Annotated in this window: 18 protein-coding genes, 1 tRNA gene and 2 pseudogenes; 14 read left to right on the top strand and 7 right to left on the bottom strand. The window is 58.5% G+C overall.

Annotated elements, in window-relative coordinates; translation table 11 throughout:
* Nucleotides 1–1,451 precede the first annotated feature (1,451 nt).
* From ALP40_RS06380 to ALP40_RS06365, 5 genes and pseudogenes are all read left to right on the top strand, one after another.
* A tRNA-Met gene (locus tag ALP40_RS06380) sits at nucleotides 1,452–1,528 on the top strand.
* Nucleotides 1,529–1,832: 304 nt separating this feature from the next.
* A pseudogene (locus ALP40_RS26115) lies at nucleotides 1,833–2,342 on the top strand (MCP four helix bundle domain-containing protein); the annotation flags it as partial.
* 72 nt (nucleotides 2,343–2,414) lie between these two features.
* Nucleotides 2,415–3,479, top strand: a complete 1,065-nt coding sequence (locus ALP40_RS26110) for a methyl-accepting chemotaxis protein (RefSeq protein WP_409077508.1) — start codon at nucleotides 2,415–2,417, stop codon at nucleotides 3,477–3,479.
* 178 nt (nucleotides 3,480–3,657) lie between these two features.
* Complete coding sequence (locus ALP40_RS06370) at nucleotides 3,658–4,854, top strand: diguanylate cyclase (RefSeq protein WP_122207466.1); 1,197 nt, start codon at nucleotides 3,658–3,660, stop codon at nucleotides 4,852–4,854.
* A gap of 92 nt (nucleotides 4,855–4,946) precedes the next feature.
* A complete protein-coding gene (locus ALP40_RS06365; protein WP_122207465.1) occupies nucleotides 4,947–5,375 on the top strand; it encodes a GNAT family N-acetyltransferase in 429 nt (142 codons plus the stop codon).
* A gap of 52 nt (nucleotides 5,376–5,427) precedes the next feature.
* Here ALP40_RS06365 and ALP40_RS06360 read toward each other — a convergent pair whose 3' ends face one another.
* Complete coding sequence (locus tag ALP40_RS06360; protein ID WP_122207464.1) at nucleotides 5,428–7,068, bottom strand: methyl-accepting chemotaxis protein; 1,641 nt, start codon at nucleotides 7,066–7,068, stop codon at nucleotides 5,428–5,430.
* Between the two features lie 278 nt (nucleotides 7,069–7,346).
* Here ALP40_RS06360 and ALP40_RS06355 point away from each other — a divergent pair, with 278 nt between their 5' ends.
* A complete protein-coding gene (locus tag ALP40_RS06355; RefSeq protein WP_122207463.1) occupies nucleotides 7,347–9,359 on the top strand; it encodes an alkaline phosphatase D family protein in 2,013 nt (670 codons plus the stop codon).
* 86 nt (nucleotides 9,360–9,445) lie between these two features.
* Nucleotides 9,446–10,165, top strand: coding sequence for a phosphatidylcholine synthase (gene pcsA / locus ALP40_RS06350; protein WP_122207462.1), 720 nt, complete (start codon nucleotides 9,446–9,448; stop codon nucleotides 10,163–10,165).
* 50 nt (nucleotides 10,166–10,215) lie between these two features.
* Here the strand turns inward: pcsA and ALP40_RS06345 are convergent, their stop codons facing one another.
* The 3 genes from ALP40_RS06345 to ALP40_RS06335 form a co-directional block, all read right to left on the bottom strand.
* Nucleotides 10,216–11,427, bottom strand: a complete 1,212-nt coding sequence (locus ALP40_RS06345; protein ID WP_122207461.1) for a sugar transporter — start codon at nucleotides 11,425–11,427, stop codon at nucleotides 10,216–10,218.
* Nucleotides 11,428–11,755: 328 nt separating this feature from the next.
* The gene (locus ALP40_RS06340; protein WP_122207460.1) at nucleotides 11,756–12,199 is read right to left on the bottom strand and encodes a thiol-disulfide oxidoreductase DCC family protein; all 444 of its coding nucleotides are present in this window, start codon (nucleotides 12,197–12,199) and stop codon (nucleotides 11,756–11,758) included.
* Nucleotides 12,200–12,284: 85 nt separating this feature from the next.
* Complete coding sequence (locus ALP40_RS06335) at nucleotides 12,285–12,623, bottom strand: zinc ribbon domain-containing protein YjdM (RefSeq protein WP_122207459.1); 339 nt, start codon at nucleotides 12,621–12,623, stop codon at nucleotides 12,285–12,287.
* A 333-nt stretch (nucleotides 12,624–12,956) separates the two neighbouring features.
* Here ALP40_RS06335 and ALP40_RS06330 point away from each other — a divergent pair, with 333 nt between their 5' ends.
* From ALP40_RS06330 to ALP40_RS26100, 3 genes and pseudogenes are all read left to right on the top strand, one after another.
* Nucleotides 12,957–13,616 (top strand): HD domain-containing protein, encoded by a 660-nt coding sequence (locus ALP40_RS06330; protein WP_122207595.1) that lies wholly within the window; start codon nucleotides 12,957–12,959, stop codon nucleotides 13,614–13,616.
* A gap of 38 nt (nucleotides 13,617–13,654) precedes the next feature.
* Nucleotides 13,655–14,554, top strand: a pseudogene (locus tag ALP40_RS26105) (MCP four helix bundle domain-containing protein); the annotation flags it as partial.
* The gene (locus ALP40_RS26100; RefSeq protein WP_409077507.1) at nucleotides 14,549–15,412 is read left to right on the top strand and encodes a methyl-accepting chemotaxis protein; all 864 of its coding nucleotides are present in this window, start codon (nucleotides 14,549–14,551) and stop codon (nucleotides 15,410–15,412) included. The pseudogene ALP40_RS26105 and the gene ALP40_RS26100, both read left to right, overlap by 6 nt.
* A gap of 53 nt (nucleotides 15,413–15,465) precedes the next feature.
* Here the strand turns inward: ALP40_RS26100 and can are convergent, their stop codons facing one another.
* Nucleotides 15,466–16,104, bottom strand: coding sequence for a carbonate dehydratase (gene can / locus ALP40_RS06320; RefSeq protein ID WP_122207457.1), 639 nt, complete (start codon nucleotides 16,102–16,104; stop codon nucleotides 15,466–15,468).
* Between the two features lie 204 nt (nucleotides 16,105–16,308).
* On the opposite strand from can, the gene ALP40_RS06315 reads away from it, so the two are divergent.
* Nucleotides 16,309–16,716 (top strand): serine kinase/phosphatase, encoded by a 408-nt coding sequence (locus ALP40_RS06315; protein WP_122207456.1) that lies wholly within the window; start codon nucleotides 16,309–16,311, stop codon nucleotides 16,714–16,716.
* A gap of 19 nt (nucleotides 16,717–16,735) precedes the next feature.
* Here ALP40_RS06315 and rimI read toward each other — a convergent pair whose 3' ends face one another.
* Together rimI and ALP40_RS06305 are read right to left on the bottom strand one after the other, a co-directional pair.
* Nucleotides 16,736–17,188, bottom strand: coding sequence for a ribosomal protein S18-alanine N-acetyltransferase (gene rimI / locus ALP40_RS06310; protein ID WP_004879887.1), 453 nt, complete (start codon nucleotides 17,186–17,188; stop codon nucleotides 16,736–16,738).
* The gene (locus tag ALP40_RS06305; RefSeq protein WP_122207455.1) at nucleotides 17,181–17,990 is read right to left on the bottom strand and encodes an energy transducer TonB; all 810 of its coding nucleotides are present in this window, start codon (nucleotides 17,988–17,990) and stop codon (nucleotides 17,181–17,183) included. Before ALP40_RS06305 ends, rimI begins: the two co-directional genes overlap by 8 nt.
* A 144-nt stretch (nucleotides 17,991–18,134) precedes the next feature.
* Here ALP40_RS06305 and mksB point away from each other — a divergent pair, with 144 nt between their 5' ends.
* From mksB to mksF, 3 genes are read left to right on the top strand one after another with little or no spacing between them, the layout of a single operon-like run.
* The gene (mksB, locus tag ALP40_RS06300; RefSeq protein WP_122207454.1) at nucleotides 18,135–19,412 is read left to right on the top strand and encodes an Mks condensin complex protein MksB; all 1,278 of its coding nucleotides are present in this window, start codon (nucleotides 18,135–18,137) and stop codon (nucleotides 19,410–19,412) included.
* On the top strand, nucleotides 19,402–20,103 hold the full coding sequence (gene mksE / locus ALP40_RS06295; protein ID WP_004879893.1) for an Mks condensin complex protein MksE: 702 nt from the start codon (nucleotides 19,402–19,404) through the stop codon (nucleotides 20,101–20,103). The genes mksB and mksE overlap by 11 nt, the downstream gene beginning before the upstream one ends.
* Complete coding sequence (mksF, locus tag ALP40_RS06290) at nucleotides 20,100–22,919, top strand: Mks condensin complex protein MksF (RefSeq protein WP_122207453.1); 2,820 nt, start codon at nucleotides 20,100–20,102, stop codon at nucleotides 22,917–22,919. The genes mksE and mksF overlap by 4 nt, the downstream gene beginning before the upstream one ends.
* The last annotated feature ends 222 nt before the right edge of the window (nucleotides 22,920–23,141 follow it).

The raw sequence follows: 23,141 nt of genomic DNA, 5'->3' as shown, positions 1-23,141 counted from the left end.
GTTCAGTGACTGGGTACGAAAGTCACCGACGGTTTTGGTGAGGGTGTCGATGCTGCGCTCGAACTCCTGCGGTTTGAGCTTGATGCTGCCGCCGAAGACGCCCTCATCAAGTACTTTCAGTTCAGTGTTCAGCACTTGCGTGAACGCTGCGTACTGATCGGCCCACGGTTGCATTTGCGGGGGAAGCTTGGACATCAGCAAGGCGCCCGCCTTGTGCAACTGATCCTTGGCGTCGTCGATACGGCTGCGCAGGTCGCGCATTTGCAGTCGGCTCTGCAGACTGAACTGGCCTGCGGCCACCGAAGTCTGGCCGATGCTGGACATGCGCCCGATGCGCTCGATCAGATCGGGCACTTGCTGCGTGGAGAGCTGCATCAGCATGTAGGTTTCAAGCCACGGGTCCAGGATCAACCCACTGTCCATCGCGATCTGCTCGCGCAAGGCCTGAACGTTGTTCAGGGCAGTGGTGAAACGGTCGTAACCGTCCGGCCACCAGCCGACCGTGCGCAACGAAGCGGTATCCATCCCGGTAACAGATGCCTGGAGCGTCTTGTACCGATTCATGGTGTCACCGGGAGCGCCTTCCACATTCAAGGACGCGCCGAGGGCTTCAAGGGCTTTGGCGATGCGAGGATTACCGGCATCAACATTGGCCATCGCCGCCTTGGCTTCCGGAGTTGGCTCTTTGAGGATGTCAGCGGCCTTCCAACGCGCAGCATTGTCACGCTGAGTCGCCAGCTCGACGTTCAAATCGTCGAGCGCCAGCAATTGCCGCACGCCTGACTGCTCGCCCGAGATCACAGCCAGCTTGTTCCGGTAATCGCTGGCAATCATCCACAGGCTGCCCACCAGTGGCAGCATGAACAGCAGAAACAAGACCTGGAACTTGCGAGCAAAACCGAAATGCCCCATCAGGCGCATACCCGGTGACAGAATACTGTTCATGTCCAGCGACTCCCCGTGAACACCTCACGCGTCCAAGAAGGCCGAGCGGGTGTCTTTTTTTGAAAAGCGATAGCAGCAAAATGCCATGCTATTGATTCAATGGCGATAGACATCGCTTCAAGTTGGTACGAAAAGCGCGGTTACCTGTTCTTTTTTTTGGCGAAAAGCCCTGTTATTGGCGTTGCACATAGCTTTAAGCAAGAACCGGACCGGCGGCGCACCAGCTCTACGCGTCGCGATCCATGCACTGCGACATTCGGGAAAGCGTCTGAAAACGTGAATCTCATCTAAAGGAGTCATCATGATGACGACGACACCATCAGCCTCGCCAAGCGATGTTGCGCAGCCCTCTAACCCGCGTTGAGCGAAGAAGCAATGAGTAGAAGAATTCAATGCTCTGAGGAGCCTCAGGAGCGGACCGGAGCCTAACCGGTTGATCACACGCAATTATTTTTCACAAAGACGCTTGACACATATCCGTTCCGAGCGAATAATGCGCGCCACTTGGCTACATAGCTCAGTTGGTTAGAGCATAGCATTCATAATGCTGGGGTCCGGGGTTCAAGTCCCTGTGTAGCCACCAAGTTCAACAAGAAGCCCGCCTCGTGCGGGCTTTCTTGTTTCTGACGTCTCTATTTTTCTGAATATCCCCCCCTTTTCTTCGCAAATCGCACCTCTGCGCCCGCACGCATTTTCGCCATTGGGCGATAAAGACGAAAACCGAGCCTGATACCCTCCAGCCGAAATAGATCAATAATTCTTCGCTATGGCTTGGGTTACACATTCTTAATTAGCTCGACCTGCAAGCCTCACGTATGGTCTCGGCTTTCGAGCGATGCCTCATTGACATCATCGCTTGAATCTCCCTACACCCCCGAGCCAAGACCATGAAAACACCCGTCCGCCTCGCCACCCGTATCGGCCTCGGCTTTGCCGCTATCGTGTCGCTGCTCGTCCTGATCACAGCCGTGGGTATCCAGCGTGTGGATGTCATTGACTCCACGCTGCAAAACGTCAGCGATAACGCCGCAAAGGTGCAGCGCTACGCGATCAACTTTCGTGGCAGCGTCCACAATCGGGCCATTGCCATTCGCGATGCGGTGCTGGTGAACAATGACCGGGACCTTGAGTTTCACTTGGCGGAGATGGCAAGTCTTGAACAAGCCTATGTCGAATCAGCGCGGCCTATGGATCAGTTGATCAACGCCCCAGGCGTCACGCGGGAAGAGAAAGAGCTGCTGCGCGCCATCAAGGAAATCGAGGTGAAGACCCTGGCGTCTACCAAGGCGGTTGTCGATCTGCGTCGTGCTGGCAATATCACTGACGCCCAAGCGCTGCTGCTCAACCGCACCTCTGGCGATTACAGCGAATGGCTGAAACGCATCAATGCGCTGATCGATTACGAAGAAGCAGCGATCAAGGTGCAACTCAACGACGTGCAAACGACTGCCAGCCGGTTTTCCGGGCTGATGTTGCTGGCAACCGGTGTGGCGTTGCTGCTGAGCATTTTGTTGGCGGTTGTCATCATCCGATTCGTCAAATCGACACTGGGTGCCGAGCCTGTCGAAGTGGCCGAAGCCATCCGGCGCCTGGCCGCAGGCGATCTGCGACAAACCATCGTCACTCAATACCCCGGCAGCGTGATGGGCGTACTGAAAACCACGCTCGGTCAGTTGGCAGACACCATTACCCAGGTACGCATGGCTGCCCAGGAAGTGAATCACTCTTCCAGTCAGCTATCGGCGACATCCACCCTGAACAACGATCAAATTAGTCTTCAGACACGTGAGGCCGAGCAGATTGCGGCGGCCATCAAGCAGATGGCAGCGACGGTCAACGAGGTGTCTGGTTATGCGTCCAAAGCGGCCAGCGCAACCCGTGAGGCTGATGGTGAAGTCGACAGCGGCAATCGACTGGTCGCCGACACCACTCAGGCCATCGAGCAGTTGGCCGTCACGCTGAGTCACACCACGACCACCGTCGAACGGGTTTCAAAGGACAGTGAGCACATCGAGTCGGTTATCGAGGTGATCAACGCCATTGCGTCGCAGACCAATCTGCTGGCTCTGAACGCCGCCATTGAAGCCGCACGCGCCGGCGAGCATGGGCGAGGGTTTGCTGTCGTGGCCGATGAGGTGCGATCCCTTGCAAACCGCACCCAGCAGTCGACGCAGGAAATCCGCGAAATGATCAGCAGTCTGCAAAGCGGGACTGAAACGGCGGCGCACAGCATGCGTGACTGCTGCGATCTGGTCAGCCGTACCGTGACGCAAACCCGCAACGCCCAGAGCGCACTGGCCAGAATCAGCAAGGAAGTGGGCGCGATCAACGACATGAATTCCCAGATCGCCAGCGCAGCGGTTCAGCAAAGTGCAGTGGCCGAGGATGTCGCGGCCAATATCAGTCGCATTCACGAATCCACCGTGAGATCTGCCAAGGGATCGCTTCAGGTTGCATCCTCCAGCAAGGCGTTGGAGCTGCTGGCGGAGCGCCTTGAACAAAAGGTCGCCATTTTCAAAGTGAGTGATTCCTGATGGTTTATGCTATGGCATAACGCGATGAATGATGGACTGGCCTGACCCCAGTCCTGAGCCCCAAAATTCGTCACCGACACGATTTCTTGCTCATTTCATCCGCCTGCCATTAAATAGTGGCACTAAGACATCTCACGTGCTGTCCTAATGGACTCGATGTGATGAAACCCGGTGCCACATGCTCACTCCTGCCCTTGATCGCCCAACCGCCGAAGACTCGCAGACGCTTGTCGAGGTTGAGCGAACCATTGCCTCCGGGGTCGGTGCCCTGCGCTTCAGCCGCAATCTTGAACGGCGTTATGAGGCAGACACCCAGCAACAGCGACGCCGGTTCCTCACGGCGGTCGGTATCGTCGGCGGTCTGATCTACAACCTCTACCTCATCAGCGACTGGCTGATGTTGCGCGATGTATTCACCTACGTTGCGATAGGCCGGGTGTGCGTGATCACGCCGATGCTCATCACCATGCTGGTGATGGTTCAGCGAATGAAGTCTCGATGGTCACTGGAGACGACCGCGGCAGTCGGCACGGTGCTCTCTTCGTTGATGCCGCAAGTGATCATGACCTTCAGCGAAAGCCCCTACCAACTTCATTACCAACTGGGAATGCTGCTGGTCATGGTGTACGGCACCATGATCCAGCAACTGCCGTTTCGCTACGCCGTCGTGGCAATGCTGTGCATGCTGACCATTCAGTTGGTAACGACGGACATGGCCGGTTTCTCAGACGTCCTGACCTGGCAAGCGAACGCGCTGTTATTCATATCCACCGTCGCCTTGCTATTGATGGCCTCTTATTTTCTCGAGCGAGGTGCCCGGCTGAGCTATTTGTTCGCCTTACGCGGCCGGTTGCTGCATGTGCAGTTGATGGAAGTGGCGCGCACCGACGCACTGACCCGGCTGTTCAACAGGCGGTATCTGGACGAACTGGTCACTTCAATCTGGGAGCGCGCTCAGGAAACGCCCACGCACGTGGCCTTCATCCTGCTGGATATCGACCACTTCAAATCCTACAACGACAACTACGGCCACCCTCAGGGCGACAGCTGCCTGAAGCTGATGAGCCAAGTGATCCAGCAGAACGCGCAGACGCATGGCGCAGTCGCGTTCCGGTACGGAGGCGAAGAAATTCTGATCCTGATGGTCAACACCGGCATCAATCAGGCCAAGGCGCTTGCCGAGGTCATGAAGGCTGCACTGGCCACGCTCAAATTGCCGCATCCGGCGCAAGGCGAAGGCGCTGTGGTGACAATCAGTCTGGGCGTAGCCGCTGCAATGGCGCCGCACGCCACGGCCGATCAGCTAATCAACGCTGCTGACGTTGCGCTGTATGCCGCCAAGCATGCTGGCCGTAACTGTATCCGTTCGGCCTGACGCACCATCGCGGACGCTGCCCCTGGGGGCTTTACCCCATCACCGCTGCGCTCTACGCTGACTGCTTGCAATCGAAGGCTGGGAGCCACCGCATGAGCGTGAACATTGAAGTCAAGACGGACCCGACAGAAGACGATCGCCTGGCGATTCTGGAGCCTTTAAGGCGCTACAACGCCGATAAGGCCGGTGACGGTCTGTCCGAGAAACTCGCATTACTGGTGCGTGACGAGCAAACGGGGGAAATTATCGGCGGCTTGCACGGCCGTTTCTTCTACCGCTGGCTGTTTATCGAGTTGCTGGTCGTACCTGAGCAAACCCGGGGGCAAGGGACAGGTTCTCGTCTGATGCAGATGGCCGAAGACCTGGCGCGGGAGAAAAACTGCATCGGCATGTGGCTCGATACCTTTGACTTTCAGGCACCGGACTTTTACCGCAATCACGGTTTTACGGAGTTTGGTCAAATCGAGGACTACCCGCCCGGTCACGCGCGTTTCTTTTTCCAGAAACGCCTGAGTGCCTGAACGGATTGCAACGGCGGCCAGCGTCGGGAGACGCTGGCCGGGTTTTCGCAAGTCAGACTTTGAACTTGCCCACCAGGTTGTTGAACGAGATCGCCAGGCGTGAAAGTTCCTGACTCGATGCGCTGGTCTGATTGGCACCGGCAGCGGTCTGGGTGGAAAGGTCCTGAATGTTGATCAGGTTGCGATCCACTTCACGTGCAACATGGGACTGCTCTTCCGAGGCGGTGGCGATCAACATGTTGCGGTCGTTGATTTCCGCGATGCTCTGGGCAATTCGCTCCAGCGACTGACCGGTGGCCTGAGCCAGTGACTGAGTGCTGCTGGCCAGGGTGCGGCTGTTGCCCATCGCACGCACGGCCTGGTCTGCGCTGGTCTGTACGCTGCTGATCATGGTTTCAATTTCGCCCGTCGACGCTTGAGTGCGTGCCGCCAGGGCTCGCACTTCATCGGCCACAACGGCGAACCCACGGCCCTGTTCGCCTGCACGCGCGGCCTCGATGGCTGCGTTGAGGGCCAGCAGGTTGGTCTGCTCGGCGATGCCGCGAATCACGTCCAGCACCTTGCCGATCTCGCGAACACGCCCTGCGAGCTCTTCAACCATCGCCGTCGAGCTACTGATTTCGGTGCTCACCGTATTGATCGCGTCAACCGCTTCCCGCGCCTGATCACGGCCGGTAGCAGCCTCGGTGCTGGTCAGTTTCGACGCATCGGAGGTCGAAATGGCATTGCGCGCCACTTCCTCTACTGCGGCGGTCATCTCTGTCACGGCGGTGGCGGCCAGTTGAATCTCGTCGTTCTGACGCGTCAAACCACGGCTGCTTTCTTCCGTCACAACGTTCAGTTCTTCGGCAGCCGATGCGAGCTGATCGGCCGCGCTGGAGATTTGCCCGATGGTGCTCTTGAGGCTGGTCTGCATGTCACCCAGCGCCGACAGCATCAGCCCGGCTTCATCGCGATGCAGGCTGACAATCGACTGGGTCAGGTCGCCCCCTGCAATGCGCTGGGCATTGACCAGAGCGGATGCAATCGGCCGACTGATGACACGGCTGATGAACAGCCCGAGCAGGAAGGCGGCGAGGAAGGCTACGCCGATGCCCAGGTACAGGTTGAGCTTGGCGGCGGACTCGGTCTTGCCGGCAGCGACCGCACCTTCTCCGGTCTGACGGGCGTTGGAATCGACTATGGTGTTCAGCTCATTCATGATCTTGAGGTAGATATCACGAACTTCACCGTCTACCAGCGTTCTTGCCGCTCCAACATCACCGGTCATGGCTATGCCGACAGCCCGATCAACGGCAGCCTGATAGACAGGCCAATCCTTGTCCATGAGATCGCCAGCGGCGCGCTCATCATCTTCAAGCGGCGTAGCGCGATAGGTAGCATAGGCCTTCTCTGCCTGAGCACGATTTTCGCGCAGACTGGTGACGACCTGATCCTTGACGCTCTGGGGCGCATTGGCGGCCACTGTCGACAGCAGGCGGTAAAGGTCACGGTTCTGCGCAATGGCGTTGGCCTTGACTTCGCTGGTCTTGCCGACCGACACCAGGTTATTGGAGAACGTAAGCTTGAGGCTGTTGGCAAGATCGCCGATGCCTTGGCTACCGATGATGCCTACCACAAGAGTGATGAGCGCACAGAGCGCGAATGAGATAAACAGCTTGGTAGACAGCTTAGCGTTATAGAACCAGTTCATGGCAAAACCCTACTTCTGAGAAACCGGGTAGAGCTCCATTTTTGATGCGTAGCTGCATCGACGTGAGGCTCCCTGTAGAAGGCTCTATCGGCAACGTACGAAACCTCTGGAGTGCACGAGCGATTCTTTTTCGGAAGACGTCAGGCTTTTCCGACCAAACAGCTTGCCACTGCCAGGTTTGAAACATGCTGAGAGCAATGGGTTTTGTGTAACCGGAACTTTCCATCTGCGCTGCGTTACTATTTCCCGCCATTGTTCAGTCAGAGACCGAATTCAGGATGCCCCCCTCGCCCGCGCCATCGTTTGCCTCGTTACCCGCCGTTCTTGCAGGCCCCGTGCTACGCCGCCAGGAAGCCCATCGACTGGTGTTGTGGTTGGTGGGTTCGCGCCCTTTGGCGTTGACGTTGCGCCTGCGGGTGGGTGGGCAGGCTGATGTAGCGTTCACGGACTACGCCTTAAATGACGAGCGTTGCCAGGTCGTTGCGATCGGCCGTCAGGCATTCGTTCATCTGATTGACGTGCACCTAGACGGCGAGCTGCCCAAAGACCAATTGATCGACTACGACCTGCGTATTGACGACGAACAGAGCGGCATTGCCGACTGGGCACCTCATTTGCTCTACAGCGGCGCGCGCCACCCGAACTTCGTGGTGCGCAGCACGATTGACCATCTGCTCCACGGCTCGTGTCGCAAACCCCATCATGGTTCGGCTGAAGGGCTGCTGTGCGTGGATCGTCTGCTGGCGGCCACGCCCGACCCGCTGCAACGGCCTGCCTTGTTGATGATGAGCGGCGATCAGGTCTACGCCGACGACGTTGCAGGCCCGATGCTGCGGGAAATCCATGCACTTATCGACCTTCTGGGGTTGTTCGACGAGCAGCTTGAAGGTGCGGTGGTCGACGACAGCCAGAGCCTGTATGACCATCCGGCCAGTTACTACCAGCGTGCCGACCTGCTGCCCGCCCTGAAGAGTAACGACACCCTGCGTGAGCGTTTCTTCGGCGGCACCAGCAAACCCGTGTTTACCAGCGCCACCGCAGATAACCATCTGGTCACCCTGGCGGAAGTCATGGCGATGTACCTGCTGGTCTGGTCACCCGTGCCCTGGACGCTGGTCGAAACAGACATGCCGACGCACCTCGACGCCGAGGAAAGCGAGCGCTATGCCAAAGAGCAGCAGATTATCGACGATTTTCGCGATGGCCTGGGGGGCGTTGCCAGGGCGATGGCCCACCTGCCCTGCATGATGATGTTCGATGACCACGACATCACGGACGACTGGAACCTGTCGGCCAACTGGGAACACACGGCTTACGGCCACCCCTTTTCGAAACGCATCATCGGCAATGCATTGATCGCCTACCTGTTGTGTCAGGGCTGGGGCAACAACCCCGATGCCTTGAACGGGCTTGTCGGCCAGGCGCAGGCCTTGAGCGGTGAAGCGGTCAGCCGGGACAACCAACTGGACAGCACGGCTCAGGACACGCTGATCGATCAACTGCTGAAATTCCAGCAATGGCATTACGTGCTGCCTACCCACCCTGCGCTGGTGGTACTGGACACCCGGACACGCCGTTGGCGCAGCGAGTCGGATTTCAATCATCCCTCCGGACTGATGGACTGGGAGGCGCTGTGCGAGCTGCAGCAGGAACTGATCGACCACAAATCAGCCATCATCGTGTCACCTGCGCCGATTTTCGGGGTCAAGCTGATTGAGGCGATCCAGCGGATTTTCAGCTGGTGCGGCTACCCGTTGCTGGTGGATGCGGAGAACTGGATGGCCCACCGCGGCGCGGCCCAGGTCATTCTGAACATCTTCAGGCACTCTAGAACGCCGGGCAATTACGTGATCCTGTCGGGCGATGTGCACTACTCGTTTGTCTATGAAATCCTGATCCGACACCGCGCTGGCGGACCGCGCATATGGCAGGTCACCAGCAGCGGGATCAAGAATGAATTCCCTCGACGCCTACTCGACACTTTTGATCGGCTCAATCGGTGGTTATACTCACCGCGTTCGCCGCTGAACTGGTTCACCAAGCGACGCCTGATGAAGGTTATCCCGCGCACGCCAGAACACAGTAAAGCGGGTGAACGGCTGTGGAATTCGGCAGGTATTGGCCAGGTCTTGTTCAATGATATGGGCCAACCGACGCTGATCAACCAGCTCAACGCTAACGGTGCACCGCCTACCTGCTTCGTCGAACCGCAAGAATACAGAGACGAGCGGTCAGGCAAGGATCGCCGTTTTCTGGAAAACGACAGGGAAACGAGCGATAGTCACCGCTGAACCTTATCGCCGATTGCCGGGTCGATAGTTGCTACCGGTCAGGTTTACGGCAACCCTGACAAGCATTATTTCCTGGAGAGCGCCCCGTGATAACCAATCAACGCATAGCCAGAATCAACGCCTGGGGCGCGCACGGCTTTACCGCCACCGGCGTGGTCCTGGCGTTTCTGGCGACGATTGCCTTGTTCAACAATGAACCGAAAGCCTGCCTGCTGTGGCTTGGCGCCGCCCTGATCGTGGATGGGGTGGACGGCTCGCTGGCACGCAAGGTCAATACGACCTCGGTACTGCCGCACTTCGACGGCTCGGTTCTGGACCTGGTCATCGATTACCTGACGTACGTGTTCATTCCCGCACTGTTCCTCTACCGCTACATCCCCGTGCCTGACTACACGCTGCTGTTGAGTGTGTCGGTCATTCTGGTGTCGTCGCTGTTCTGCTTCTGCAACGTAGACATGAAGAGCAAGGACAACTACTTCCAGGGCTTTCCTGCTGCCTGGAACGTTGTCGTGCTGTGCCTCTACATTCTGTCGCCAAGTCCCTGGCTGACCTTTATCACGATCATCGTTCTGGCGCTGCTGACACTGACCCGCATGAAGTTTCTGCACCCGTTCCGGGTACGTCGCTTCATGCCGATCAACATTGCGGTCACGGCGGTCTGGTTGCTGTCCAGCGCACTGCTGATCATCAACCACCCGCACAACGGCCCGTTAGTCATGGGGCTGTGGCTGGCGATGTCGGCGTATTTCCTGGGGATTTGTATCTGGAGAACGTCGCTGGAATGGCTGGGTCGGCTCAAAGCCTGACCCAACGCGCACGCTGACCGGACGTTCCGGTCAGCGTGGCCAGGACCCGATCAGAATTTGCTGTCGGTCTGAGGCTCGGCCGTCGTGGCCGTTTTACCGAAGTGATACGTGGTAAAGCTGCACAGCGCCAACCCGCCCAGGGCCAGCAGGCCGCCAACGATCCCGACGTTCGATACACCCAGCTGACTGCTCACCACGCTGCCAAGCAGCGCCCCGCCGCCAATCCCTATATTGAAGATCCCCGAGAACAGCGCCATCGCCACGTCTGTCGCATCCGGCGCCAGCGACAGCACACGGGCTTGCAGCAACAACCCAAAGCTCATGATCGCCATCCCCCACACCACGGTCAGCGTACCCAGCGTTACGGCATCGCCGGACAACGGCAACATCATCAGCAGGCACACGGCAATGGTGCCAATGGCGGTGAGCAACAGCCCGTTGGGAAAACGATCGCTGAACAGACTGAATATGATCGACCCCATGACCCCTGCACCGCCAAACACCAGCAGCAGAATGGTCGTGACTTCGCCGCTGAGATGGGCAACGGTTTCGGTAAACGGCTCGATGTAGCTGTAGGCCGTGAAGTGAGCCGTGACGACCAGGACGGTCAGCAGATAGACCGCCATCAATTTAGGGCGCTTGAACAGCATCGGCAGGCTTCTCAACGAGCCGGAGTTCTGGCTTGGCAAAAGCGGCAGTGAGCGCGTCAGCAGAAACACAACCAATGCAGCCACACCTGCGATCCCCAGGAATGTGGTCCGCCACCCCAATGCTTCGCCCAGAACCCTGCCCAGCGGGATGCCCAGAACCATCGCCAGCGACGTACCGGTCGCCAGCAGCCCAAGCGCCTGCACCTGCTTGCCGGGCGGCGCGATCCGCACGGCCAGGGACGCCGTGACCGACCAGAACACCGCGTGCGCAAACGCAATGCCGACCCGGCTGACCAACAGCACCGCAAAGCTTGTGGCCATCGCCGAAACGATATGGCTGATCACAAACACGGCAAAGACCACGATCAGCAACTTGCGCCGCTCGACGTTGCGCGTCATCAGCATCATCGGCAGCGACATGAGTGACACGACCCAGGCATAGATGGTCAGCATCAGGCCAACCTGCGCGGTGGTCATGTCGAAGCTCTTGCCGATATTGCTCAGCAAACCGATCGGCACAAATTCGGTGGTATTGAAAATGAAGGCCGCCAGCGCCAGCGCGAGTACGCCAAGCCAGCTACCGGCCTGTGCATGGGGAGGTGTAGTCATCAAAAAATATACAACGCTCGAAGTGTGTTGCGACCCAAAGGGTCTTCCGCCACACGAACCCGCATGGCACCGGTACAAACCTGACGCATCGTTGGCAAACGCACACCCGCAGCGCGATATTGGCAGCGAGGCAGCGTTGATGCCCGACATCTCCCAACGAAAAAACCAACGCGAAAACGCCCCGCTCAATGATGCTGACCGAGCGCTGCGTGCGAAGTGGATTATTGTCGATATGGGAGATACAGCCGAATGAGAGGAATTCTACGGGCCGATGCTGTGGATCACAACACATCCATGTATCACGCCCTTTGCAAGTGACCGCCGGTCAGGCTCATTTGGCTGGCGGCGCACCCAGGAAGCGTTTTTCATGATCGGGTGAAGGCAATAGGCAGTGATCGTAGCGGCCGAACAGGCGATAACGGTTTCGCGCAATCCGGTTGTAGGCCCAGTCCCGCAGGAAGCGCGGGAACACGCGAAGGATACTCAACAGCGGCCAAGGCGCTGGCAACAGACGCATGATGTGCAGAAAACCGTCAGAACGCAGCCAGACGCGACCGTTCTGGATCACCGCGATGGTGTGAAACTCGTCCAGCGGCAGCCCCGCCCACTTCAGCAACGCCTGGCCTTCTTCGGACTGCACGGCAGCCAGCCGCAGGCGCCGGTGCGGGTCGTGGCGAATCAGAAACTTCACCACGCCGTTGCACAGTTTGCAGACACCGTCGAACAGCACGACGCATTCGTCCGGCTTGAGATAGGGTGCGGGTGCTTTCGGCATGAGCGGGCCCTCTTGCTGGAATAAAAACGCCTCGCCGGTCGAAGGACGGGCGAGGCGTTCAGGCTAAAGCGCATGACCCGTCGAATCAAACCTTTCTGACGAACTCGGATTTGAGCTTCATTGCACCAATGCCGTCGATCTTGCAGTCGATGTCGTGATCGCCATCGACCAGACGGATGTTCTTGACCTTGGTGCCCACCTTGACCACCAGGGAGGAGCCTTTGACTTTCAGGTCTTTGATGACCGTAATGGTGTCCCCGTCCTGCAACACGTTTCCGGTGGAATCCTTAATGACCTTGACGTCTTCGGACGCTTCGCCGCTGCCGTCAGCGGACCACTCATGGGCGCATTCCGGGCAGATCAGCAAGGAGCCGTCTTCGTAGGTGTACTCGGAATTGCATTTCGGGCAGGACGGTAAGCTCACAGGGGTTCTCGCATCGGGTTAAAAACCATGAATTATAAAGGGCTTTTCCCGTTTCAGGGCAAACCGATCCGCAACAGGGCCCGTCCACTGATTACTTCTCTCTATTCCTGCGCTTCGCGGTAGCGGTCCCGGACCGCAGTCACTGCCTTCTGCCTGTCCCTTTTCAAGAGCACGCTCCAACGGGTATTTCTCATAACCCGGCGCTTGGCTATCGCCCTGAGATCGATAGCGCGTGACTGCCGGCAGGACAGATCAGTGAAATCGTGGCCCGGTAGCCTGATCGCCTGGTTTTCTGTAATGCTTCGTTCAGCCCAGCCGCCTCTGGAGTTTTTGATGATTGCCGACCGTTTCGCCCCTTTCGAAGACCTCGCTCGCCTGCTGATCCCGCACACCCACGCCGAGAAGATCGACGGCTCACACGATACCTCGCACCTGCTGCGCGTCTGGAACAATGTCTGTGCCATTCGTGACCATGAAGGCGGTGACGCCCGCGTCCTCATCGCAGCGACCTTGCTGCATGACTGTGTGTCGGTGGAAAAGAATTCGCCCTTCCGTTCCAGTGCGTCTCGACTCGCGGCTGCCAGAGCCACCGATCTGTTGACCGAGATGGGCTGGGACGAAGAAAGCATCGCCTCGGTCGCGCACGCCATTGAGGCTCACAGCTTTTCGGCGCAGGTAACGCCTCTGACCCTGGAGGCAAAAATCCTGCAGGACGCCGACCGCCTCGACTCGTTGGGCATGGTTGGTGTAGCGCGGGTGTTTTATGTGTCCGGGCGCATGGGCCGCTTTTTGTATGACCCGGCAGACCCGCATGCCGCTCAGCGTCCCTACGATGACAAGGATTTTGCAGTCGATCACTTCCACACCAAGCTGCTGCACCTGGCCGATGGCTTTCAGACCGCCACGGGGGCGTCTCTGGCAAAGGTCAGGCACGAACGACTGAAGCGCTATCTGGAAGAACTGATGGAGGAAATCGGCGCCCCGTTCACCTGATGCCTATTGGACCGGGCGCTTTCTGACATCAATGCGACATGCCGCAAGCATGTCATAAAGACATCACACACGTGCCTTATAAACGGCTCTCCGAAAGGGTCCGTCCAAAGGGGTCATCTGCTGTGAAAAAATTCCTGCCTCGCTTCTTGCGTCAAAAGTCCGGGGTAACGGTGCTGCGTCGTTTCAGGATCGCGCCACGCCTGGTGATCTGCTTCGGCGTCACGGCCCTGCTCATGGTTGCCCTGGGCGCTTTCTGCTTGTTGCAGATGCAGGACATTCGACGCCAGGGCGAGGCCGTCGAAAGCGGCGCGCTGCCCAGTATCGCGATGGCCGATGCCATCGCCATCGGTCTGGTGAAGCTGCGCAGCGAAACCACGCGCCTGATCGCCAACGCTGATGATCCGGGCGCCGTGATCAATAGCAAGATCAACGTTGAACAGCTAAAGAATGAAGTCGAGAAAGGCTTCGCGGACTACCTGGCCCGCGTGACTGCTGGCACCGAGCATGACTCGATCATCGCCTTGCAGGACGCGTACAAGGCGTTCATGCCCGGGCTTTTGGACCAGATGGCGCTGATTGAGCAAAACAAGCTGGATGAAGCACGAATGCTGGCCAACACGATGCTGGCGATGCAGGGCGACCTGATGGACATGCAGGTGCAACTGTTGCGCGAATTGAACAAGCAGAGCGCCGCCGTTGCCGTCGAAGCCGCAAGCGCTCGTTATGAGCAAACGCGCACGATCGCCCTCACCGCCATCGCTGTCGCCCTTGTGCTCACTCTTCTGCTGGCCTGGCGCTTGAGCGTCAGCATCATCCGCCCGGTTCGCCATGCGTTGCACATCGCCAGCACCATTGCCGACGGGAACCTGACTCGTCACGACATTCCGGAAGGCAGGGACGAAACCGCGCAGTTGCTGACCACGCTGGGTCGTATGCGCACCAATCTGCACAGCACCATCGACCAGATTTATGCAGCCGCCGCGCAACTGTCCCAGTCGGTTCAGGAAATGGGCACCATCGCTGAAGCCAGCGCGCTCAATCTGCACATGCAGAACAGCGAAATCGAACAGGCGGCGGTGGCGGTCAACCAGATGAGCCAGGCCGCCGTCGAGGTCGCGGACAATGCCAGCAATACGGTCAGCGAGTCCGAAGCGTCCACCCAGGCGGCGGCGCAGGGCCAGGTCAAACTGTCGGCGACCATCAGTTCGATCAAGGCACTGACCGAGAACGTACTGGACTCCTCGCATCAGGCAGAAGGGCTGGCCGAGCGCACCCAGAGCATCAGCAGCATCCTGGACGTGATTCGCGCCATCGCCAATCAGACCAATCTGTTGGCACTGAACGCGGCCATCGAAGCGGCACGCGCCGGTGAAGCCGGACGCGGGTTTGCCGTGGTGGCCGATGAAGTACGCTCGCTGGCACAACGCACCAGCGCGTCGACGGCGGAAATAGAAGGCTTGATCAGCAGTGTCCAGCAGAGCACCCAACAAACTGCCAGCTCACTCCGTCATACGGCTTCGCAAGCCAACCTGACCCTTGAGCAGGCCGCAGCAACGGGTGAAGCCCTTAACGTGATTATCAGCTCGACCGGCACCATTAACGACCGCAACCTGCTGATCGCAAGCGCCGCAGAGCAACAGGCACAAGTGGCGGGTGAAGTGGACCGTAACCTGAGCAGCATTCGCGATCTGTCTTCGCAGACCGCCTCCGGCGCGCAGCAGACCACGATCGCCAGCAACGCATTGTCGATGCTGGCGACGGATCTGAATCTGATGGTGCAACGATTCGTGCTGTGATGATCAGCAGTGTGCGCCGTTGAAAGCGCACACCGCCTGATTTTGCAGCTGAATCAGTCCTGCGGACGCAGGCGATACTGGGGAGGAAGCTGCTCGAAACCGGTAATGGTAGTGTCCAGACTTTTCCAGCGACCGTCCTTGATGCCATAGATGCAGCCATGCACCGACAGGCTCTGACCACGATGCCAAGCGTTCTGCACGATACTGGTATGGGCCACGTTGGCGACCTGCTGAATCACGTTCAGCTCGCACATGCGGTCGACACGCTCCTCTTCGGTCGGCAGCTCTGCCAGCACGTTGCGATTCTCGTAATACAAATCACGGATCGAACGCAGCCAGCCATCGATGAGGCCAAACTGGCGGTCCTGCATGGACGCGCGTACGCCGCCACACCCGTAGTGACCGGTGACCAGAATGTGTTTGACCTTCAGAACGTCCACGGCGTACTGGATCACCGACAGGCAGTTCAGGTCCGTGTGCAGCACAACGTTGGCCACGTTGCGGTGTACGAACAGATCGCCGGGCAACATGCCGACGATCTCGTTAGCGGGAACGCGCGCATCCGAGCAACCGATCCAAAGAAATTCCGGGGTCTGCTGGCGAGCCAGCTTGGCGAAGAAGTCAGGGTCCTCCTGTTTGATCGCCTCGGCCCAACGTGCATTGTTATCAATCAGATCTTGTAGCTCGTTCATGCTTTGATGCCTCGTTTATGATGCTCAGCCTTGGACTGGCCTTTGACTCCGGGAGTCACGTCCTTGTGCCACTACTCACCCTGACTCAATGCCTTTGAACCGTTTGAAATAAATTGCCCGACAGCACACCACCCGTGAATCAGAAGGAATCTTCAAAGTTGCAGCCGGTCCACCTTACAAGACCACCTGCAAAGAGGATTCGTCATGAACGATTCACGCCGTCCGTTCGATGCCACTCAACCGGAACCCATCGACGACAACGAAGACCGTATGGGCTCTATGGAAGAGCTGAATTTCAAAGAGGATGAAACCGCCCGTATTGGCGATCTTATGCCTGAAGACGAACTGCAACATGAAATTCCGGATGAGCGCGTGCGTGAGGCCGGGATGACTGGCGCGTCCACCGACGATCATCAGCCTACCGATGATGATCTTTCGCCTGAAACCCTGATTCATGAAGATGGCGCACGCTCGCCCAATGAACGTGGCGAGAACAACCCGGCCGATCTGGACCTGACCGTTGTCGACGAAGACGACATTGGCGGCGGCGACGGCCTGGACGAAGAAGAGATGGCGATTGTCGACCCACTGGACAGTAACGCCAAGCGTTAAGGATTCTTCCCGCGGCGGGCTATTCGAGAAGCGTACAGGCCATGACCACAGCGTCTTCGCGACCGCCCACTGCCGGATAGTAATCACGACGCCGGCCTATCTCGTTGAAACCGTAGTTTTCATACAGACGATAGGCTGGCCGGTTACTGTCACGCAGTTCGAGGAAGCATTCGCGAGCATTGAGTTGATACGCGCGCTTCATCAGATGGTCCAGCAGCAGCAAGCCGAGGCCTCGTCCTTGGCTCTCGGGCTTCACCGTGATGTTGAGCAGATGCGCCTCATCGATGATGACTTGAACCACGCCATGCCCTACCTGCTGCGCGCCTTCGAACATCAGCCAGATTTCATAAGATTTGAGCCCGTCCAGAAAGATGCCACGGGTCCAGGGGTGGCTGAAGGCTGCGTATTCGATCTTCAGCACCGCATCCAGATCGGCCTCGGTCATGGGCCTGAAGCTTATTGCATCACTCATCGATTTTTTTCCAGCGCGTCATCAGCCGACGCATGGCTTTCCAGACATCGGCCTTGCGTTCAGGCTCGTCCATCAGTAATTCAAGGCCCGGCAATGCCCAGGCACTACCAAGCCCCTCTACCTGAAGCTCGCGGTTGTAGGCTTCGGCATCGGCTTCGCCTGCAAACTTCATGGCAGGCAGCCCCACCAGCCACAGGCAGGTGCACGGCTCGTCTTCAAGCCGCGCGCCGACGAACCCCTGCACAAAATCACGCGCCGCTTCCGGCCCTTGGTCCATCTGACCGCGCACCAGTAAAGGCCAGCGCACGGGCTCGCCAATGATCTGCGGGCTGTCTGGCAGTCCGGCAGCGCGCAGCATGTCTTTGAGCAACAGATAGGAAGGGTCACGACTCTGAAATGGCTGCCCGGTGGATAACTCCACCAACAACAGGCAGCTTCCGGCGCGCAGCAATTGCAGGGAGAAACGCGGCGGCGGCACGACCACCGCCTTGGGCGGCGCAGGTTCGGCCTCCTCAACCACGGTTGCGGCTGTCCGCGTGCTGGCCAGTGAAGGCCGGGGCACTTCGACCTTGGGCCGCTCAACCGATCGCTCGGGCGCCCGCTCCATCGGCACGACGTTATCGGCAACCACAGGCGCAGGTGACAAAACTGCAGGGACGATGTTCTGCACTTCACCCGGCGGCGGCACCGGTGCAAGCAGCTCCGGGCGCGACGGGGCAGCGAACGGCAGTTCTGTGCGCGGCAGCCAGTTGACCACCTGCATGGCGGTCAGATAGGCGCGGCGACGGGACTCATTGAGCAAGGGTCAGTCACCTGTGGATACGTTAGGCGCGCAATTCTAGCGTTGTTCGTCTTTTCGTGCTGAAGCATATCGTGCCGGGGTGAAACCTTGGGTGAATGATGCAGTACAATCGCCGCCTTTCATTTGCCAACAGTCGGCCTATCCATGATCGAACCCAAGCGCGTCCTGCGCGCCCTTGCCGAGCATTGGGCGCTACTCGAGCCCTTATGCGAACACTTCGACCAGGGCACCCTGAGCCTGAGCGAGCTGCGCCTGCAGCTTGCCGCTCAACAACAGGACAGCACCCCGCAAGACATCACCAATCTGCTGGACGTGTGGATTCGTCTGGACATTCTGGTGCCTGTCGCCAAAAGCCCGAACCGTTTCGAACTCAACGCGCAGATTCATGACTTTCTGTCGTATTTGCGCCGCGAACACCGTCTTGGCCTGTGCCTGGAGATCGAAGCCTATCTGCGCCATCTGGAACGTCTGGCCGGTTATATCCAGGATGCCTTCGAGATTCGCGATGCCAACGATCTGGCCCGGCAACTGCGATTGCTCGACATGCGCGTGCGTGACGTCCTGAAAAAGCTCGCCAATGACGAGCAGGCATTGGTAGCGGTCGCTGATCGGGCCAAGACCAGCGACCGGCAGATCCCGCTCCGTCAGCGTTATGCAGAAGTGCTGGCGACCTGGGATGAATATGTCGAGCCGATGATTCAGTTGGTGAACGCGGATGGCGCATTCGAGCAAGGCGTGCGCAAGGTCGAAAATGTCCTGCTGCGCCTACTGACCGAACAACAGCGCCTGGGCCATCTGGTCGATGACGACATGCTGTTGCGTACCCACGCACGCATTCTGGAAATGCAGACCAGCGCCCAGCTTACCCTGCGCCATGCGCGTGAGTTGCTGCTGCCGCTGCGTGAAGAAGCGCGTCGCCATAACGCCGTGACCCGGGGAGCAGCACTGGCGTTGTCTGCCATCCGCCGTAAAGGGCTGGACGCCGTGCCACAGGCTGCGATGCCGATGTTCACGCGTCCGCAAAGCACCTTTCTGGGCAGCGCGAGCCAGGTTGAAGCGTATGTGTATGCCTTGGCGCGTTTCGAGCCCAAGCCGGCTCGCTTTCCCAAGGCCAGCGCCACGCGCAAGGGCGAACCGCCGCGTGCGCCACGCACCGTCAAGGAAATGCTCGAACGCTGCGAAAGCGCCCTGCCGATGCCAGACCTCATGACCTGGCTGCTGGAGCAGGAGCCTAACGGCGAAACAGAAGAGTTGCTGTACTGGTTCTCGCGTCTGTCGCGTGACAAGCGCTTTGTGCGCGAACGTCTCGAGCGCCGCGAATACTACACACGGGAGCACCGCGTCAGCCTGCGCTCCTTTGCCCTGCTTGCCCCCGAAGACATGCAGCCAGAGAATTCCGAGAGCACTGTTCATGCATCTTGATCTATCCGAAATGTCCCAGCTCGCCCCGATCTTTCGCGAGCTGTTCAAGGGCTACCACGTCAGCCGCCGTGATCCGGAGCTGTACGCCCAATTGTCCAACTTCCAGGATCAGTACCGTGCGCTGTTCAAGGCACTGGGTTTTGAGCTGGTGTGCGATACCCGAGGTTTCTACTACTTCGTGCCGGACCTTGCCGCTGCGCAGGTCAACAAGACCGCCCAGCGTCTGGCCTTGTTCACTTTCATTCTGGTCGAACATCTGGCTGACCAGGGCCGTGACCCGATGGCGGTGCTGGATGGCGGCAGCCTGGGCCGCGACGAACTGCCGTCGATGCTGGAGAAGTACCGCGATCTGTTTCTGCAGGCCGAGGTTCAGACTCAAGAAGAGCTGGAAGAGAAAATCATGCGGCGCATGACCCAGCTTGGCTTTGCCAGTGAGGAAGTGGGTATCTACCGCTTCCTGCCGCCCATGCATCGCTTTCTCGACGTGTGCCTTTCGGTTCAACAGGACCGCGACCTGGCAGCCAGCCTGCACAGTGCCCTGCCCTTGCCGACGCCGGTGCTCATCGATGACGACAGCGATGAAAAGCTGCTGGAAACAGATGATCCACTGGACCTCGCCGAATTCAGCGAAGAAACCGAAGAAGAGGCTCTGGCTCGCGCCATTGCCGATGAACAGGAGTTGGACGCATGAGCCAGGAACGTTTTGGTATCCGCCGTTTCGCCCTGTTGAATACCGCAGGTTACAGCCTGGGGCTGTTCCCGCTGGAGAACCCATTGTCGGTCTATGGCGCGAACAACCTGGGCAAGAGTGCGTCGATCAACGCCCTACAATTCCCGATTCTGGCGCGTATGTCGGACATGAGCTTTGGCAAGTACAGCCTGGAACAATCCCGGCGCTTCTACTTTGCCTCGGACACCAGCTACATTCTGGTGGAAGTTTCTCTGCCTCATGGCCCGCACGTCATAGGCGTGGTCGGTCGCGGCCCGGGCGGCGGCTTCGGTCACCAGTTCTTCGCCTATGCCGGTGAACTGGATCTGGGGCATTACCAGAAAAACGACACCTGCCTGCGTCAGAAAGAACTGTTCAGCAATCTCGAAAGCAAAGGCATCAAGGCTTATGAGCTCAAGCCGGACGAACTGCGACGTCTTCTGGTGGGCGGCCACACCTCGATCCCGCTGGACCTGACGCTGATTCCGCTGCGCTCGACCAGTGAGCAGAGCCTGAAGACCTTCCGGGCGCTGTTCATCAACCTGCTGCACATGCGTGAGATCACTGCCGCCAAGCTTAAACAACTGTTCCTCGATGCCTTCGAGCACAGCTTGCGCTCTGGCAGCGTCGATTACATCGCGGCGTGTGAAGAAGCCTTCCGCGACGTGCGTCGCATGGAACAGGACTACAACTCGCTGGTGCTGGCCGGTCCGCTGGTCGAAGCACTGGCCGCAGGCGTCAAGCAGCGTGACCTGCTGCGCGGCAAGCTGCACCGTCTATCACCGATTCTCGACTCTTTGCTGGGGACATGGTCGGACTACTCCGGCGCACGCAAGGAAGAGCTGGTCATTCAGGCCGAGCACTACCGTGCCCAGCAGGATGAAATGCAGAACGAGCAGCGCAGCAGTACCCAGGAACTCATGCGCCTGGAACGGGAGATCAGCAGCATTCAGCGTTGGGTAGGCGAACTGTCCGTACTCAAGAATCGCTTTGCCCTGGTCAACGACGTCAAGGTTCTGGAGCAGCAACTGCTGGCCGCCAAGGATGCGCACGACGAGTTGGCTGGCGCACTGGCGCAATCTCGGCAGTTCAGCGCCGAGGACCTGGACGAACGACTACGCGATCTGGAAAAACGCCTCAAATCGGTCAAGCAGCAACTCGATCATGCGGACAACAACAGTTATGCCCGTCTGCGCGAAGAGTTCTCGCAACCGGACGTAGAGCGTCTGATGCGCCTGTTCAACAGCGCACTGTTCAGCCTCCCGCTTGGCGAGCAGGGCATTGCGCTGGACGATGGCGACGCCTGGGTCAAATCGCTGGAAATGATTCTGGATGGCTTCAAGGGCGATCAGTTTTCTGTTCCGGGCCTGACCATCAATCTGTCCAGTATCGAGCCGCCTGCGTTGCAGGCTTTGGCGGATCGTGCGGCGCTGCGTGATCAGAAAGAGCGCCTTGAAAAAGAACTGAAACAACTGAAAACCCAACAGGCGGTCGCAGCGGATCGCTCGGCGAGTAAGACGCAGACCGAGGCACTGTATCAACAGGTGTTGGACGCACAGAAAGCGCTGGAAGATTTCCGTCGCTGCCAGACCCTCAGCGCAGAAGAGTCTTCAAAGCTTGAAGACCTGGCGCAGATGGAAGCCGCTCAGGACGAACTGAAACGCTCCAGCGACGCCTTTACAGAACGTGTTCAGCAGTTGTCGGCCAAGCTGCAATTGGTGGCGCGGCAGATAGGTGATCTGGAATCCAAACAGCGCACGCTGGATGACGCATTGCGCCGTCGCCAGTTGCTGCCAGCGGACTTGCCATTCGGGATCCCTTTCATGGACCCGATAGACGACTCAATGGAAAACCTGCTGCCCCTGCTCAACGACTATCAGGACAGCTGGCAGGGCTTGCTGCGCAGTGACGGTCAGATTGAAGCGCTGTACGCACAGGTTCGTCTCAAGGGTGTTGCGAAGTTCGACAGTGAAGACGACATGGAGCGTCGTCTTCACCTGCTGATCAACGCGTATGCACACCGAACCGACGAGGCATTGACGTTGGGTAAGGCACGTCGTGCTGCGGTGACGGACATCGCGCGTACCCTGCGCAACATCCGCAGCGACTACGACAGCCTTGAGCATCAACTTGCCCTGTTCAACCGCGAGATCAACAAGCGTCAGGTTTCCAACTTGGCGAGCTTCCGTATCGTTCTCGCACCCAACAAGGAAGCGTTGAAACACATCGATCAGATTATCCACAGTGCAGGTCAGTACGAGGAAGGCGAGACACTGTCAGTCTTCGACCTGAGCCAAAGCGCCGAGCAGGACAACAAGAACGAAGAGGCCAAGGAGTACCTGGCCCGTCTGGTGGCTGCCAACCATAACCAGTTGGGCTTGAAGGATCTGTTCGAACTGGCCTTCGAGATTACCAAGGTCAATGGCCAACCTGTCATTCACACGGACATCGATGGAGCAGCGTCCAACGGTACAACCATGACCATCAAAGCGCTGACCAACATGTACCTGTTGCTGCACTTGATGGACCGTGATCAGGCAGGACGCGTGCGTTTGCCTTACTACCTGGACGAAGCCGCAGACATTGATGAGAAGAACCAGGCGGCACTTCTGGAAACCAGCCTGCAGCTGGGCTTTGTGCCTATCCTGGCGAGCGTCAAGCCACAGGTCTCAGCCCATGTGGCTATCGATCTGGAAGGCGGTAGCGGGCCTAATGGTATCTACATTGATGAGGCAGACTGGAAGTACATTCAGCGTCGTGACGAGGTGAAAGAGGTCGTTCCCGAGCTGGCTTCATAATTCTGAAACGTTGTATCGAGAAGGCCGCATGTGAATGCGGCCTTTTTTTGTGGGCGCGTTTAGGGGCATGGCGGGTTGCGACAGGCCCTTCCAACTTGCTTATGCACTTCCCTTCACGTGCTCACGTGGTTAGTGGACTTTTGTCAGCCAAAGCCATGAATAAGCGGTTAACGATAGGGGGCTAATCAACCGATGGTTTATAAACGCCAAAAAGACAAAACC

The sequence above is a fragment of the Pseudomonas viridiflava genome, from assembly GCF_003702045.1.
Classification (GTDB): domain Bacteria; phylum Pseudomonadota; class Gammaproteobacteria; order Pseudomonadales; family Pseudomonadaceae; genus Aquipseudomonas; species Aquipseudomonas viridiflava_C.
Note: the sequence above shows the minus strand (reverse complement) of the source record. Positions and strands in the feature narration are given on the sequence as shown.